Annotated in this window: 15 protein-coding genes; 12 read left to right on the top strand and 3 right to left on the bottom strand. The window is 40.3% G+C overall.

What is annotated here, in order from left to right; all coding sequences use genetic code 11:
* The first annotated feature begins 195 nt into the window (after positions 1-195).
* The 3 genes from QZ995_RS19095 to QZ995_RS19085 are packed head-to-tail and all read left to right on the top strand — an operon-like array spanning position 196 to position 2796.
* A complete protein-coding gene (locus QZ995_RS19095) occupies positions 196-1227 on the top strand; it encodes a methionine ABC transporter ATP-binding protein (protein WP_301810064.1) in 1032 nt (343 codons plus the stop codon).
* Positions 1227-1910, top strand: a complete 684-nt coding sequence (locus QZ995_RS19090; RefSeq protein WP_301810062.1) for a methionine ABC transporter permease — start codon at positions 1227-1229, stop codon at positions 1908-1910. The genes QZ995_RS19095 and QZ995_RS19090 overlap by 1 nt, the downstream gene beginning before the upstream one ends.
* Positions 1911-1941: 31 nt before the next feature.
* Positions 1942-2796, top strand: coding sequence for a MetQ/NlpA family ABC transporter substrate-binding protein (locus QZ995_RS19085; protein WP_301810059.1), 855 nt, complete (start codon positions 1942-1944; stop codon positions 2794-2796).
* Between the two features lie 103 nt (positions 2797-2899).
* On the opposite strand, the gene QZ995_RS19080 is transcribed toward QZ995_RS19085, so the two are convergent.
* Together QZ995_RS19080 and QZ995_RS19075 are read right to left on the bottom strand one after the other, a co-directional pair.
* Complete coding sequence (locus tag QZ995_RS19080) at positions 2900-4123, bottom strand: PqqD family protein (RefSeq protein ID WP_301810057.1); 1224 nt, start codon at positions 4121-4123, stop codon at positions 2900-2902.
* 15 nt (positions 4124-4138) lie between these two features.
* Complete coding sequence (locus tag QZ995_RS19075) at positions 4139-5299, bottom strand: HesA/MoeB/ThiF family protein (protein WP_301810054.1); 1161 nt, start codon at positions 5297-5299, stop codon at positions 4139-4141.
* A gap of 577 nt (positions 5300-5876) precedes the next feature.
* Here QZ995_RS19075 and QZ995_RS19070 point away from each other — a divergent pair.
* The 6 genes from QZ995_RS19070 to QZ995_RS19045 all read left to right on the top strand — a co-directional run bounded on the left by QZ995_RS19070 (position 5877) and on the right by QZ995_RS19045 (position 12707).
* Positions 5877-7514, top strand: a complete 1638-nt coding sequence (locus QZ995_RS19070; RefSeq protein ID WP_301810051.1) for a peptide ABC transporter substrate-binding protein — start codon at positions 5877-5879, stop codon at positions 7512-7514.
* A gap of 180 nt (positions 7515-7694) precedes the next feature.
* Positions 7695-9314, top strand: a complete 1620-nt coding sequence (locus QZ995_RS19065; protein ID WP_301810043.1) for a peptide ABC transporter substrate-binding protein — start codon at positions 7695-7697, stop codon at positions 9312-9314.
* 157 nt (positions 9315-9471) lie between these two features.
* Positions 9472-9729, top strand: a complete 258-nt coding sequence (locus QZ995_RS19060; protein WP_301810040.1) for a hypothetical protein — start codon at positions 9472-9474, stop codon at positions 9727-9729.
* A gap of 71 nt (positions 9730-9800) precedes the next feature.
* Positions 9801-10226 (top strand): hypothetical protein, encoded by a 426-nt coding sequence (locus QZ995_RS19055; RefSeq protein WP_301810037.1) that lies wholly within the window; start codon positions 9801-9803, stop codon positions 10224-10226.
* Between the two features lie 264 nt (positions 10227-10490).
* Positions 10491-12164 carry an N-acetylmuramoyl-L-alanine amidase family protein gene (locus tag QZ995_RS19050; protein ID WP_301810034.1) on the top strand — a complete coding sequence of 558 codons (1674 nt, stop codon included), beginning with the start codon at positions 10491-10493 and terminating at the stop codon, positions 12162-12164.
* A gap of 21 nt (positions 12165-12185) precedes the next feature.
* On the top strand, positions 12186-12707 hold the full coding sequence (locus tag QZ995_RS19045) for a GerMN domain-containing protein (protein ID WP_301810031.1): 522 nt from the start codon (positions 12186-12188) through the stop codon (positions 12705-12707).
* 108 nt (positions 12708-12815) lie between these two features.
* On the opposite strand, the gene QZ995_RS19040 is transcribed toward QZ995_RS19045, so the two are convergent.
* Positions 12816-13010, bottom strand: coding sequence for a DUF378 domain-containing protein (locus tag QZ995_RS19040; protein WP_301810029.1), 195 nt, complete (start codon positions 13008-13010; stop codon positions 12816-12818).
* Positions 13011-13205: 195 nt separating this feature from the next.
* On the opposite strand from QZ995_RS19040, the gene pstB reads away from it, so the two are divergent.
* From pstB to QZ995_RS19025, 3 genes are all read left to right on the top strand, one after another.
* Positions 13206-13958, top strand: a complete 753-nt coding sequence (gene pstB / locus QZ995_RS19035) for a phosphate ABC transporter ATP-binding protein PstB (RefSeq protein WP_301810027.1) — start codon at positions 13206-13208, stop codon at positions 13956-13958.
* A 184-nt stretch (positions 13959-14142) separates the two neighbouring features.
* The gene (locus QZ995_RS19030; protein ID WP_301810024.1) at positions 14143-14475 is read left to right on the top strand and encodes an ArsR/SmtB family transcription factor; all 333 of its coding nucleotides are present in this window, start codon (positions 14143-14145) and stop codon (positions 14473-14475) included.
* 209 nt (positions 14476-14684) lie between these two features.
* The gene (locus QZ995_RS19025) at positions 14685-15014 is read left to right on the top strand and encodes a gamma-type small acid-soluble spore protein (RefSeq protein ID WP_301810021.1); all 330 of its coding nucleotides are present in this window, start codon (positions 14685-14687) and stop codon (positions 15012-15014) included.
* Positions 15015-15053: the final 39 nt, after the last annotated feature.

The raw sequence follows: 15053 nt of genomic DNA, 5'->3' as shown, positions 1-15053 counted from the left end.
GAACCATCTCTATTATTATTTTTCCATTGACACAGGATGCCTAATTCTTTATTCTTATAGTTGATTTAGCCAATTCCTAGTGTTTATGTAGGAATTGATATATATCTTAAATTTTTGAAGATTCCGAAATGATTTGCGTAATTTATTGCCCGTTCGGTTAGATCCGTGGGTGAAACAGGGGGCGATTCTACTCTCATGATTAAACTAACAAACATTGTAAAGGTTTTTAAAAGTCGCTTTGGAACCTTTACAGCCCTAAATGGTGTCGATTTGACAATCCAGCAGGGAGATATTTATGGCATCATTGGATACAGTGGAGCTGGAAAATCAACGCTAGTCCGTATGATTAACCTACTAGAATCGCCAACTAGTGGTGAGGTTACTGTGGGTGACACACATCTCCATAATTTAACACCAAGAGAATTACGTAAGGCAAGACGCAAGATCGGTATGGTTTTTCAACACTTTAATCTGCTGTGGTCGCGTACAATAGCAGACAATGTAGCATTGCCGTTGGAGATTGCAGGTGTGCCAAAGTCACAGCATCAAGCAAAGGTAAAAGAATTATTAGAATTGGTAGGGTTGTCAGATAAATCCGATATGTATCCATCTCAATTATCTGGCGGTCAAAAACAACGTGTAGGTATTGCGCGTGCATTGGCCAATCAGCCTGATGTGCTCTTGTGTGACGAAGCAACATCAGCTCTGGACCCGAAGACAACCGATTCTATCTTGGAATTATTACAAGATATTAATCGCAAACTAGGGTTAACCATTATTTTAATCACGCATGAGATGCATGTGATTGAAAAAATTTGTGACAAGGTAGCTGTAATGGAAAGCGGGCGAATCATTGAAGCGGGTGATGTCGTAGAAGTCTTCTCCCATCCTAAAACAACTACAACCAAAGAATTCTTGAGCCAGGTATCTGGTAATGATCAGCTATCTGCTGAATTTCTGGATGGTTTGGGACCGGGTGCAGTCCTGCGTCTAACCTTCTTGGGCGGTTCAGCTAGTCAATCTATCATTAGTCAGTTAGTCAGTGAGGTTGGGGTGCAGGCAAATATTTTACAGGGACAGATTAAGCGTTTAAAAGATGTTGCCTTCGGTACTCTGTACATTCAGATTCCAGGTGATATTGATACAGAATCAAAAGCTATTGCCTACTTGAAGAAGAATGGCATTATTGTTGATGTCATTCGAGGTGCAGAAGGGGGTAATCGCTGATGAATGACTTCTTGATAACATATTTACCAAACGTCATGAAATTCTGGGATTTAATTCAGAAGGCCATTTGGGAAACCGGTTATATGGTCTTGTTTTCATTGCTATTTGCTGCACTTATTGGTATACTATTAGGCATTTTGCTCGTTGTGACAAGTAAAGGTCACCTAAAGCCGATGCCAGCTTTATATCAATTCCTTAGTTTTATTGTGAACATCTTTCGATCGATTCCTTATATTGTATTAATTATTATCCTTATCCCGGTCACGCGTGCACTCATACAGACTTCAATCGGACCTAACGCGGCGATTCTAAGTCTTGTTGTCGGATCAGCACCGTTTATTGCCCGCCTAGTGGAAACGTCCATTCGTGAAGTAAATCGAGGCGTAATCGAAGCGGCGCAATCCATGGGTGCTAGCAACTGGCAAATTATCTATAAAATCTTGATTCCAGAGTCACTTCCGGGTATTGTCTCAGCAATTACGGTTACTGCTGTTAGCCTGGTAGGATATACAGCGATGGCAGGTGTCGTAGGTGCAGGCGGCTTAGGAGCGATGGCATTTAACTACGGATTTAATGGGTTTAAGCCAGATATCATGCTGGTTACGACTGTTCTGCTGATTATTCTTGTCCAAATCATTCAGATGATTGGTGACGCGATTGCGCGGAAGCTGGATCATCGTTGACTATAATGCATGAAAATAGGGGGGTAAAAGGATGAAAAAGATTTTTTCTACACTAGCAATTGGGGTATTAGCTTTAAGTTTGGCGGCGTGCGGTGCCGGTAATAAAGCCGATAACAGCACAGCTACACCACAGGAAGGACAGCCGGTTACACTAAAGGTGGGAGCAACAGCCGTTCCTCATGCAGAGATTTTAAATGAAGTGGTTAAACCGATGCTACAGAAGGAAAATATTAATCTTGATGTTGTCCTGTTCCAAGACTTTGTGATGCCAAACACTCAGCTTGCTGAGAAGGAATTAGACGCTAACTATTTCCAGCACATTCCTTGGTTAGAGAAAACTAATAAAGAAAAAGGGTTAGACCTTACGTATGTAGCAGGCATTCACATTGAGCCGATGGGGATTTACTCCAATAAAACCAAAGCTTACAAGGATGTAGCAGCTCTTCCGCAGGGCGCAGCAGTAGCAATTACGAATGCTTCTGCAGAGCAAGGCCGCATTCTTTCCCTTCTTGAAAAAGCGGGTCTGTTAAAATTAAAGGATGGCGTGGCTGCCAATGGAACGGTAGCTGACATCGTGGAGAAAAAAATAGAATTAAAAGAGCTGGAACCAGCGATGCTGCCTCGTGCAATTGACGATCCGGGTATTGATGCCGCCGTAATTAACTCTAACTTTGCGATGGAAGCTGGATTAAAACCAACAGAGAACTCTATTTATATCGAAGAGGGTAAAGATAACCCAAATGTAAATGTATTGGCGACGCGTCAAGACAATAAAGATAGTGAAGTAATTAAGAAGCTTGCTAAAGCTATGACTTCCCCTGAAGTGAAAGACTTCATTGATAAGAAATACAACGGTGCTGTAGTGTTTGTAGGGCAGCTTAAATAACGATGTCAAAAAAACTGTCGAATAAAATCGGCAGTTTTTTTCGTCTAGTTTTAAGGAAGTAGGCGGCTTAGCAGCACAGGCAGCCTACTTCTGTTTTACAAGGTTACGATACCTGACGGGTTACATTGCGGGTTATTTTTCTTTGCCGATTCCATGACCAGATTACAATGCCAAATGGGAGCAATGTTAAAAGAAGTAAGAGAATACCGTCCGCGAATTGCCAGGAGAGGATAGGGTATTGTAAGAAATCAGTCGTAATTCGGCGAATAATCTCGATTGACTGGAGCAAAAAGAAATTGAAGAAGAAGTAGAGGGCAAAACAAAAGCCCAACAAAAAGAAAATAGAGTACCAGCGGATCACCTTTTTTTCTCGCATATCTACAGCGTCCCATGTGTCTTGTTCGTCAGGCGTCCATTTTCGGTAAAATTTACGCAGAAATAGCTGCGTATTATCAAATAAATTATTACAGCCGAAAAAGGTAGTAAAGACATAATAAATATCCGTTCGCATAAAGAACATGAATTGAAAGCCCAGAGCCATTAAGAAATTCAAGTTCATTAATTTAATAAAGGAGAGTAGAAAATCAGACAGCAAGATGACTCCTGCATCATTAGCGTACAGAAGCCAGACACCCATACTAAAAAAGAGGGCATCTCCAGCCATCCCGGCCAGATAGGCTGTATAACGCTTATTGGGTTCCACTAGCACGATGTCTGACATATTTGTTTCTGCCACAGGAAAGAATAGGCGATGGCTAAAACCGATTCGGCTTCCTATCCCTAGAGAACGCACAGCAGTTAAGTGGGCTGTCTCGTGTATAAACAAAAACAGATAATTAACAACAACTGCTAGCAAGAGAGAAGCAGTCAAGGATGGCGAGCTAAAAATATCGGTGAATACGGGAAAATATTCATGATGAACAAAGAGAAGAGTAACAGCAGATAAAAAGCAGGCAATAGAGAAAGAGAAGGTAAATTTATTAAATAATACTTTCCCAACACGTTCAGATATCCATGGTAAATGATCGACGCGCATCTCTTTTTCATTTACGACTACTCCATCTACTGTATATACAAATTGATATTCGTTAATCAGATCGAGTGCAAAATCACGAACATCAACAGGCTCGCCAAAGCGCTTTTCCATTTCCTCAGCTATCTGAGTGATGGTTTGCCCCTGATCTAGCATCTCAATAATTTCGACTGCGAAGGTAGGCAGCATGATATATTCGCTTTTATCGGGTCGACCAATTATGGTTTCTTCTTCATTGACTTGACGTTTTTTTAAGGGATGCATGCGCAGTTTGCTGTTATTTGTTAATTCCATTGGCTCGTTCCTCCGTTAGTTAAGCATTTTTTCGGCTGGTTGCTCCAACGAGAAGATAGAAAGTGTGCGATTTCCTTCACCGCAGGTCGGACAATCTAGCTCTTTTCTTTCTGTTTCGGAAATGATTTTTGTTTCATAAGTTAAGAAGTTGATCGAAACAAATTTCCCCTGAGATTGAGCTTGGCTTGTACCTGTAAGAATTTTGCATGCTTCAGAAGCGATAATCCCTGTAATAATGGATAAATTCGGAGCAATAGTTGCTGTAGGAAGATGATAGCCTGAATCCACCAAATATCTAAGCTCCTGTTCGTATTGATCTGGGTTTTGATCATAGTGATGCAGATGGAAGCAATCCAAGCAAGGTGTTTTTTTAGGGTTAATATGATAAAAGGTTCCTTCTGTTAAATTGACTCCACCTGCAATATAAGGGATTTCTAATTCAACACACGCTGTATTTACCCATCTTTGGATGAAGAAAAAGGGGGTATCAGCAGCTAAAATAACCAGATCACTGCCTGCAATTAGCTGTTTAACATCGTCTGCAGAAGAGATTTTCTTTCTAATGGTTTCTATTGACATGTTTGAATTCCGTTCTGTAACAAATTCCTCCGCTACTTCGATTTTTAACCGGCCGATATCACTTTCTTTAAATAATAATTGTCGATTTAAATTACTCAGCTCCACACGGTCAAAATCTGCAATTCGGACATTTGTAACGCCCAGACCAGCAAAGCTAGAGAGAAGAGTAGAGCCAAAGGCCCCTGATCCAAGAATGGTTACTTTTTTTTGCAGTAAATCTTCTTGAATCTTACTAGGAGGATTGTCTATATCCGAATAAATCGAAAAGAAACGAAGATTTGCCCGATACCGATCTTTTTGAGCCGTTGAGAGAGAGGTTGTTTCTTCCCAGATCTGATCTTCAAGATAACCCAGAGAGTTCAGAACAGTAATTGCTTCTGTTAACTCCTCAAATGTGACCTCTGGATGCTTGCTGACTAGCTCCTGATGTATCTGCTTAGTAGTGCGGGTGCCATCAAGTAGCTGAATTAATGTTTTTATAGACCCCGTTTCATCGGGAATATGATTGAGGAAGCCAGATACTTGTCCGAATTGGAGAGTGTCAGAGCCAATTTCGATAATAGGGTGGATTTCTTTTAGGATGGGTTTTTTTTCCATACAATACATCTCCTTATAGGTATAAAAACGGCGATAAGAGTAGCGTAGCAACGATCCGTAATCCATCTGGTAATCATAAGCAGGAATAAAACAAGTAATTGTCAGAATTATCTAACGTTGATTGTATCGTTTCGACAAGTGTATTTCAATATAAATTTACAATTTTCAGTTATCTGCTTAAAACTGTATAAAAGACTGCTTTTTGCATTAATGTCATCCACGATGTCTCATGTTGGTCCCAAAGTTAGTAAAAATGAAAACGGTTCAAAAGGATATTTACAGGATTAAAGGATAAAACTAGAAGGAGAACAAAATGTTTTGGCTACCTAATCGGAATCGATTTTACAATTTGACAGAATTATCGAATTGCAAAACTAGATTAAATTTAGTAAATTAGAACCATAAAATTCCATGAAATTCATCTTTAGTTCTATATTACCAAAAATACACTTTATTTTTATTTATTTATCTTGATAATTAATAAAAAATAATTAAATGTAAAAGAAAATTATATTATATTATTCTGAAAAAGAGTATAGTAAAGCATATGAGAAAGAAAAAAGGGGGACACAAAAAGATGAAAAAGAATATCTTTGTACTAATGAGTTCCGTTTTGGTTTTGGGCGCAGCTTTAGCAGGATGTTCAGGTAGCACAAGTACATCAGCACCGGCGGCTACTGATGCATCGAAACAAGAAGCTTCAAAAGGTGAGAAGAAGGTATTACGCTTGAACATGCACACCGAACCGCCAACAGCAGACCCGGGCATTGCGGAGGACACCACTTCCGGTGCTGTGGTTCGTGCAATCTTTGATGGTTTAACTCGTACCGATAACGAAGGAAAACCACAGCCATCCGTAGCTGAAAAAATTGACGTTTCAACTGACGGAAAGAAATATACCTTCCATTTAAGAGATGCTAAATGGAGCAACGGCGAGCCGCTGACAGCGCACGATTTTGAATTCGCTTGGAAGCGTGCATTAGATCCGGCGACAGCATCCAACTATGCTTACCAGCTGTATTACATAAAAGGTGGGGAAGCATTTCACAAAGGAAAAGGTAAAAAAGAAGATATAGGTGTTAAAGCGACTAGCGATAAGACCTTGGAAGTAGAATTGGAAAACCCAACGCCATTCTTTCTGGAGCTTACCAGCTTCTATACGTATTATCCTGTAAATAAAAAGCTGGTTGAATCCAACAAGGATTGGGCTAAGGAAGCTAAGACAATCGTTGGTAACGGACCGTTTAAAATGACGAACTGGGAACATAAGAGCAAAATGACTCTTGAGAAAAATGAACACTACTGGGATGCCGATGTTGTAAAAATCGACCAGCTTGAATTCTCTATGGTAGAGGATGAAAATACCGAGCTTTCCATGTATGATAACGGTGATTTGGATTGGGCAGGTAACCCTCTAAGCAATATTCCGTTGGATTCAATTCCTGCTCTGCAACAAAATAATACATTGATTTCAAAGCCAAGGGCATCTATTTATTGGTATAAAATGAACACGGAGAAGGCTCCATTTAATAACGCCAAAATCCGTAAAGCATTCGCCTATGCTGTAAATCGTGATGCGATCGTTAAGAACGTAACACAGTCCGGACAAATTCCAGCAATGGGAATGCTACCGCCTACTATGGCATTTAAAAAAGAGGGCTACTTTAAAGATAATAATGTAGACGAAGCTAAAAAGCTCTTAGCAGAAGGTATGAAAGAAATGGGTTGGGATAAGCTTCCTCCAGTTACTATTTCAATCAACACCTCTGAAAACCATAAAAAAATTGCAGAAGCTGTTCAAGACCAATGGAAAAAAGGTCTGGGCGTCGATGTGAAGATAGAGAATTCCGAGTGGAAGGTATACTTGGATAAACTTCACCAAGGTAACTACCAAATCGGACGTATGGGCTGGAACGCTGACTTTAATGATCCAATTAACTATATTGAGTTATTCCGTGATAAAAAGGGCGGAAACAACGATACCAACTGGGAAAATGCTGAATACAAACGGCTTGTGAATGAGTCTCAAAAAGAGCTAAACAAAGAGAAGCGTAATGCGTTATTACAAAAAGCAGAGGAAATTTTTATGGATGAAATGCCAGTTATCCCAGTATACTTCTACACCGATTCCTGGGTGCAAAATCCTAAGCTGAAGGGTGTAAGCTTCGATGCTATGGGTAACATTGACTGGAAATGGGCAGATTTAGAACAATAAGATTACTAGAAATCAGGCAGAAAAAGAGGGGCAAATGATGCTCCTCTTTATTTTTTTGAACATATAAATGTAAATTTTGTAACATAAATTAAAATTAATTTTCGTTATAAAAGTGTTTGTTACCGAAAAAAACAAGGTATATTTAATTCTATATATCTTTTTTTAGGGGGCATAATACACATGAATAAAAGCATTTTTGCAACTGTAAGCTCCATTTTGGTTCTTAGTACAGCATTGGCTGGCTGTGGTGGCAATGCAGCCTCTGAGAATAAAACAGGAGCGGCTGGCGGCGGTACTCATGAGCAAGTTCTACGTGTGAATCTGCATTCTGAACCACCTACTGCGGATCCTGGTCTTGCTGATGACAATGCTTCCTCTGCCATTTTGAGAGCGACTTTTGACGGCTTGATGCGCTCAGGTAAAGACGGGAACATAGCAAAATCTGTAGCGAAAGATTATAAAATTTCTGACGACGGCAAAACTTATACATTTATTTTACGTGATTCACTATGGTCTAACGGTGAAAAATTAACGGCAAAAGATTTCGAATATGCATGGAAACGTGTGCTTAATCCGAAAACAGCGGCTTCTTATGCCTATCAATTGTATTATTTGAAAAATGCAGAAGCTTATAACAAAGGGAAAGCCAAGGCTGAGGATGTTGGCGTAAAGGCGCTTGATGAACATACGCTTGAAGTCACCTTGAACAATCCAACTCCGTTCTTCCTGGAGCTAACAGCATTCTATACGCTTTATCCTGTAAATGAAAAAGTTGTAACATCTAGCGAAAAATGGGCAGGAGAGGCAAGTACGCATGTTGGTAACGGACCGTTTAAAATGGAATCCTGGAAGCACAAAAACGAAATCGTTCTTGTGAAAAATGATAATTACTGGGATAAAGATAACGTAAAATTGGAAAAAATTGTCTATCAAATGATTGATGATGAAAATACAGAGCTGTCCATGTTTGAAAATGGAGACCTCGATTGGGCAGGTCAGCCTAATGGTATGCTGCCAATTGATGCAATTGCTCCTAACATGGCGTCCGGCAAATTGCATGTCCAGCCAAAAGCAGGTATCTATTGGTACAAATTTAATACGGAGAAGGCACCGTTTAATAATGCAAAAATCCGTAAAGCATTTGCATATGCAATTGATCGCAAAACAATCACAGATAACATTACACAATCTGGCCAAACCCCTGCTACTAATCTGCTGCCTCCAACAATGGCTTTAGCAAAAGAGGGCTTCTTTAAAGATGGCGATGTAGATACAGCGAAAAAGCTTCTTGCTGAAGGTATGAAGGAAGAAGGCTTAACAAAGCTTCCGCCAATTGAAATTTCCTTTAATACAGCAGAAAAGCATAAAAAGATTGCGGAAGCGATTCAAGATCAATGGAAAAAAGCTTTTGATATTGACGTGAAGCTGACTAACAAAGAATGGAAAGTATTTATTGATGACCTGCACAGAGGTAACTACCAAGTAGGCCGCAATGGCTGGAATGCCGACTACAATGATCCAATTAGCTTCTTACAGCTCTATAAAGATAAAACTGGCGGTAACAACGATACCAAATGGGAAAATGCAAAATACAAGGAACTGTTAAATAAAGCTGACGCTGAAACAAACCCAGAGGTGCGCAAAGGATATTTGGCAGACGCAGAAAAAATCATTATTGATGAAATGCCAGTTATTCCGATCTACTTTGATTCCAATGTATGGCTGCAAAATGACAACCTCAAAGGTGCTGTTGTAGATGCTATGGGTAATGTAGATTTCAAGTGGTCTTCTTTTGAATAAACCTGCAAACCGTTAAAAAACAACATAATTGGTAACAGAAAAAAACAGAATTCCAGCGGGAATTCTGTTTTTTTCGTTTTGATAGGACAAATGACCAAGCGAGTTTACCATCTATTTCATAGAGTAAAGAGAACGATGATATCAGGGGAGGATGATTATGGACTGGGGAAAGATTTTGAAATTGGCGGCGACAGTTGACAAGAATAAATTAAAAACGGAATCGGGAATTCGTGAGGTTATCAAGGATTTAGCAAGTAAATCAGGTAAAGATTTATCAAAAAGAGACTTGGACAATTATACAGAGCAAGTAAAGAAATTAATGCAGAAAAAAGACGTTGGCAGCATGCTGGATCAATTAAAGAAAAAAGGCCTGGACCAAAGTGATATAGACAGAATCAAAAAAGGGCTGAAGTAAAGGAGAGGGTTGTCATTTCAAAGAAGACACCACTGAAACGTCGAAATTCAACCCATAGCAATCAACTAAGGATGTTATCCACACTTCAGCAAAACCAACATGCACATGTTCAACAAGAAATGGCCCATCTCCGACGAGAAATTCAGGAAATAAAAATGTTGCTGGGACGGCTGCGACCTGTCGAGTCAGAACGTAAACGGCTTAGCTTTAGTCTTTTTCCTAGGAGAAGGAAGCCGCCAGAGCCTGTTATTGTGGAAGAACCTCCAAAACCAAGTCTCGGAATTAATTTGGAGCAAGTGCTGCCGTTGCTCCCTCAGCTAACTTCGATTATGCCGGAAATTAGTAAGGTGATGCCTAAATTATCGAAATCTAAGATGAAGGATACCATGCAGATCCTTTCTAATCCTGCCGTAGCCAATGTAATCCAACAGCTATTAGGCAACCTTCAAACAAACAATTTACCTGTTCCAGTTAAACACGAGACAAAAAACAGGTAATGAAAATGATTTGCAACAACAAAAAGGAAAAGTGAATTTTGAAAAAAAGAGTATTGTGAAAAACTGCCCCCTCAAGGTAAAAAACCGTGGGGCAGTATTTTTTCTGTTAAACCACTAATAATGAACCACTGGCTCGAATGTTTTGCTAATATAAATTATCGTCACTTGAAGCAAGTGTAAGGATTTTTAGTACCAAAAGCCTAAAAACTTTTCTCATCAAGTAACGTCTAAAGTAATGAACAGCAAGATAGGGGAGGAGAAATTTTGAAAAAGTTTGTTTTAGGCTTGGTTGCCTTGAGTAGTTTTATTTGGATGGCGCCTCAAGCAATAGATGCCGCAGGACAATCGACAAAGGGCAATATACAATTACGGATCGAGGGCAGGAGCGTTAATGCGGAAGTTCCTCCGCTCATCTCCAACGGACGCACCCTTGTCCCTGTTCGCGTTATTGCAGAAGGTTTGGGAGCAAAAATTGATTGGAACCAGCAGGAGCGAAAGGCTAAGATTACGAAAGATAATCGAGAGGTAATTTTGCAGTTAAACAGCAAGAAAGCCTACATAAATGGGAAAGCACAGACCTTGGAGGCCGCGCCCGAGCTCATGAATAATCGGATGCTGCTACCTCTGCGATTTGTGGGGGAAGCATTAGGAGCGACGGTAGGATGGGAAAATGACAGCCGGACTGTAATTGTCAACCAACCTGTTCAGACGCAAATTAATGGACAAGCTTTACCGGCTACTGAGAAAGTATATCACTGGGAGGATAAGGTTTTATTACCAGTGAAGGCGATTGCAGACAGATTGGGAGTTTCCCAAGACGAGCTGACTGCCAAGGCCAGCTTGAAGAAAGTAATTGATTCGACGACAGTTATATCCTTACAAGATATAAAAGACAGTATCGGAACAGATGTAGCTGAGTGGGACGAAAAGCGCAATGAAGTGGTTATTACTCGCATGAACAGATTGACAGGAATTGAGCCACAGGATGACAGTGTTCGGATTCAAACCAGATATAAGGTATCTCCAACTGTGTCAGTCTTACAAAATCCCTATCGGATTGTAATGGATTTCCCGGAAATGGAACTATCCAATAAAATGCGTGACGAGGAAAGCAAAGAGATAGTGATTGATCAAAGGAAAGAGAGCGGTTCCTCCGATTATTCCTCCTCTAATATGGACAGCCCAGAAAAATTAGAGCTAAGTGATGAAGATTCCAATGACGCATCCATTAGCGCAGTCAGCCAACAAACTCAACCGCTTATCCGATCGATTCGATACAGCCAATATCAGGACGCTCCTAAAACGGTCAGAGTTGTAGTGGAATTGAATCGCTCAAGTAAATATCAGCTAGTGTCGACAAATGAAGGTGTAAAGCTGCAATTACAAGCTAAACCGCAAAAAACGGGGTATCTCATTGTTGTAGATGCGGGGCATGGTGGTCATGATGTAGGAGCCAAGGGAACGGTCGGCAACTATGAAAAGGATTTTACTTTATCTGTAGCTAATCGTTTAGTTGAATACCTAAAACAGCATAAAGAATTTCAAGTCATCGCAACCCGCAGCACCGATACGTATTTGACGCTAAAGGAGCGTACAGATATAGCCAATGAGATAGATGCTGATGTATTTATCTCTGTACATGCTAACTCCTTTAAACCGGAAACGCGCGGAACCGAAACCTATTATTACAATCAGAACAGCTTGGATTTAGCGCGTGTGGTTCATAAGCATCTGCTGGCGGCGACCCAATTCCCTGATCGGAAAGTAAAACAAAACAACTTTTATGTTGTAAAGAACACGAAAATGCCTGCTGTATTGACAGAAACAGGGTTTCTTACGAATCAAACCGAAAATACTCAATTAATGTCCCCGCAATTTCAAGATAAGGTAGCAAAATCATTAGCAGATGCGATCTTTGAGTACTACCAAACCTACTAATAAAGGAAAGGAAGGTTGGGGATGAAACGAATAGCTCTTATCATGTGTGCCCTTCTAGCTTTACTAGTGGCTGCATGCAATAACAATTCTGCGACAGTGGAGCCGGCCAAGGATGCCAAGAGAGAACAACCTGTGAAGGAAACACAACAGCTAACCCTTACCCTTTACTATGCAGACAATGATCTAACCAAGCTAATAGAAGAGAAACAGCAGATTACAGCCCCTGCTTCTGATAAGGATAAGTATGCAAAGGCAATGGAATTGCTGGGGAAACCATCCAAGCCAGATCATAATGCGCTTTGGAAAGACTTTGGTTACCACTCCATTGCGTTTGAAAACGGTACGTTAACCATTGATGCTAAGGGGACAAACCAATATAATATGGGCTCTAGTGGTGAAGCCTTTGCTATTGATGCATTGAAACAAACCATGTTTCAGTTCCCAGAGGTTATGAAAATCGTTGTTTTAGTAGATGGGAAAAAGACCGAATCTCTCATGGGGCATGTTAGCATTGATGAACCATTAACTCGCTCTACACCCTAACAGAAGAACCTGAACAGAATAAAGGTAGAACCAAAAAAACGGTGTGTCTATCAATGACGCACCGTTTTTCATTTTTATATGAGTCAGCTTGTACACATAAGCTGATTTCTAGGTACGTTGACGGTCGCTTCCAAAAAACTTGATAGCATAAATTCCGGCAATACCAATAATCGTGTAAATAATACGACTTAAAGTAGAGTTCATACCCCCAAACAAGGTTGCAACCACATCAAGTTGGAATAAACCAACTAGTCCCCAGTTGATAGCACCGATAATAACAAGAAGCAATACAAATTTATCCATGCCCCTACTCACTCCTTTCTTTATAAGTAGTTTCATGATTTCCTTTTCAAAATTGGATTATTCATGTTTGGCTTTGACCCAAAAGGGAAGTCCGCTGTTACTTGGACACCTTTAAAAAAAATTTACATAAATCTCATACAGGCTTCATGTCTGTCATGTAATCTGTGAATAGAAGCAAGGAGAGGAGCGAAGTTCTTGAGCATGATTAAGGTGCAAAACCTGCATGTCTATTACGGATTAACCCATGCTTTAAAGCATATTGAAATGGAGATTGAACCAAAATCAATTACCGCTTTAATCGGTCCTTCCGGCTGCGGGAAATCAACCTTTTTACGGACAATTAACCGCGTGAATGATATGATTCCGCATGTGAAAATCACAGGAAGCATTCAGATTGCAGGTAAAAATATATATGATGCCAATTGGGATGTGGAGCAATTACGTAAGCAAGTCGGAATGGTGTTTCAAAAGCCTACTCCTTTTCCAAAAAGCATTTATGAAAACATTGTATATGGTCCGAAATTACATGGGATTCGAGATAAGAAGCAACTAGAGGAATTGGTTGAGGCTAGCTTGCGGCAGGCAGCCTTGTGGGAAGAGGTAAAGGATAGTTTGCATAAACCCGCTCATGGTTTATCAGGCGGACAGCAGCAACGCTTATGTATTGCACGGGCTCTGGCCGTAGAACCAGAGATCATCCTGTTAGATGAACCGACATCTGCCCTAGACCCTATTGCTACAGCTAAAATAGAGGAGCTGTTGATACAATTAAAGGAGAATTATACGTTGGTGATGGTAACGCATAACATGCAGCAAGCCGCCCGTATTTCTGATAAAACCGCTTTCTTTTTACAAGGTGAATGCATTGAAATGAACCAAACCACTGAGGTGTTTGAGAATCCAAAAGATCAACGCCTGAAGGACTATATCTCCGGCCGTTTTGGCTGATTATGAGATACAGCTATACCCCCTTTATTTGAAGAGCGGCTAAAGCCGTTCTTTTTTTTCGCCCAATTCAAGTGTAACTGTAAAAATCGTGTTATTACTCAGAGAAATCAAAACCTTGGATTCCAATTTTCACTATCCATATAGTATACTTGGTGAAGAAAGTTTATACAAAGGTGGGAAGAATATGGAGACCACAGATATGATTCAGATGATGGTGCTTGCTGACTTATTCAAACTACTCGGTGACAAGACGAGATTAACCATTATGGCTTTGTTACAAGTTCAATCTCTATGTGTACGTGATTTGGTAGAAATTTTACAAGCTTCTCAGCCATCCGTTTCCCAACATTTAGCTAAACTCAAAGGACAAGGTTTGGTAAAGGAAGAACGCCGTGGGGCCTGGGTATTTTACTCCCTAAACAACGAGTCTGCCCCAGTTATGAAGCTCATTCTTGAGCATTTGCCGGATGTTAAGCCACTTGTTGAAAAGCAACAGCGTGTTACCTTAAGCAGTTAAATAGGGAAGACCATCATACGAAAAGGAGTGCTAGTTAAGGCTCCTTTTTTGTATACTCATACGGATATGACGAAGAAATCCGGGTAAAATATTCAATTTAAATGAGCGTTTAAAATTTCGCTTTGTGATATACCTGTTAAAATAAGGTGTGGATACGCTCTCTTGATTACGCACAAATTATATGTGTCATCAAGGGAGGTGAGATATCCATGAATAACAAACAACAAGGGTTGAACAATGCTGCTCGTGCTGCTGCACAAAATACAGCAACTGAGTTTGCAAGTGAAACAAATGCAGCTCAAGTACAAAGACAAAATCAAGCTTCTGCTGCTCGTGCTGCTGCACAAAATACAGCAACTGAGTTCGCAAGCGAAACAAACGTAGCTCAAGTACAAAGACAAAATCAAGCTTCTGCTGCTCGTGCTGCTGCACAAAATACAGCGACTGAGTTCGCAAGCGAAACGAACGTAGCTCAAGTGCAAAAGCAGAATCGAGCTTCTGCTGCTCGCGCTGCTCAACAAAACAACGCTACTAAATAATAGGTTTCGCGAAAGACCTTCACCCTTGAGGTGAGGGTC

The sequence above is a fragment of the Brevibacillus laterosporus genome, assembly GCF_030489605.1.
Lineage (GTDB): Bacteria > Bacillota > Bacilli > Brevibacillales > Brevibacillaceae > Brevibacillus_B > Brevibacillus_B laterosporus_E.
The sequence above is the reverse complement of the archived record's forward strand: the minus strand, read 5'-3'. Positions and strand labels throughout refer to the sequence as shown.

Bases quoted from the DNA above. Each gene is read 5' to 3' on its own strand.
- QZ995_RS19065 (WP_301810043.1), top strand. From the start codon at position 7,695: ATGAATAAAAGCATTTTTGCAACTGTAAGCTCCATTTTGGTTCTTAGT.
- QZ995_RS19075 (WP_301810054.1), bottom strand. From the start codon at position 5,299: ATGGAAAAAAAACCCATCCTAAAAGAAATCCACCCTATTATCGAAATT.
- QZ995_RS19085 (WP_301810059.1), top strand. From the start codon at position 1,942: ATGAAAAAGATTTTTTCTACACTAGCAATTGGGGTATTAGCTTTAAGT.
- QZ995_RS19070 (WP_301810051.1), top strand. From the start codon at position 5,877: ATGAAAAAGAATATCTTTGTACTAATGAGTTCCGTTTTGGTTTTGGGC.
- QZ995_RS19030 (WP_301810024.1), top strand. From the start codon at position 14,143: ATGGAGACCACAGATATGATTCAGATGATGGTGCTTGCTGACTTATTC.
- QZ995_RS19040 (WP_301810029.1), bottom strand. From the start codon at position 13,010: ATGGATAAATTTGTATTGCTTCTTGTTATTATCGGTGCTATCAACTGG.
- QZ995_RS19055 (WP_301810037.1), top strand. From the start codon at position 9,801: ATGTTATCCACACTTCAGCAAAACCAACATGCACATGTTCAACAAGAA.
- QZ995_RS19060 (WP_301810040.1), top strand. From the start codon at position 9,472: ATGGACTGGGGAAAGATTTTGAAATTGGCGGCGACAGTTGACAAGAAT.
- QZ995_RS19045 (WP_301810031.1), top strand. From the start codon at position 12,186: ATGAAACGAATAGCTCTTATCATGTGTGCCCTTCTAGCTTTACTAGTG.
- QZ995_RS19025 (WP_301810021.1), top strand. From the start codon at position 14,685: ATGAATAACAAACAACAAGGGTTGAACAATGCTGCTCGTGCTGCTGCA.
- QZ995_RS19095 (WP_301810064.1), top strand. From the start codon at position 196: ATGATTAAACTAACAAACATTGTAAAGGTTTTTAAAAGTCGCTTTGGA.
- QZ995_RS19080 (WP_301810057.1), bottom strand. From the start codon at position 4,123: ATGGAATTAACAAATAACAGCAAACTGCGCATGCATCCCTTAAAAAAA.
- QZ995_RS19090 (WP_301810062.1), top strand. From the start codon at position 1,227: ATGAATGACTTCTTGATAACATATTTACCAAACGTCATGAAATTCTGG.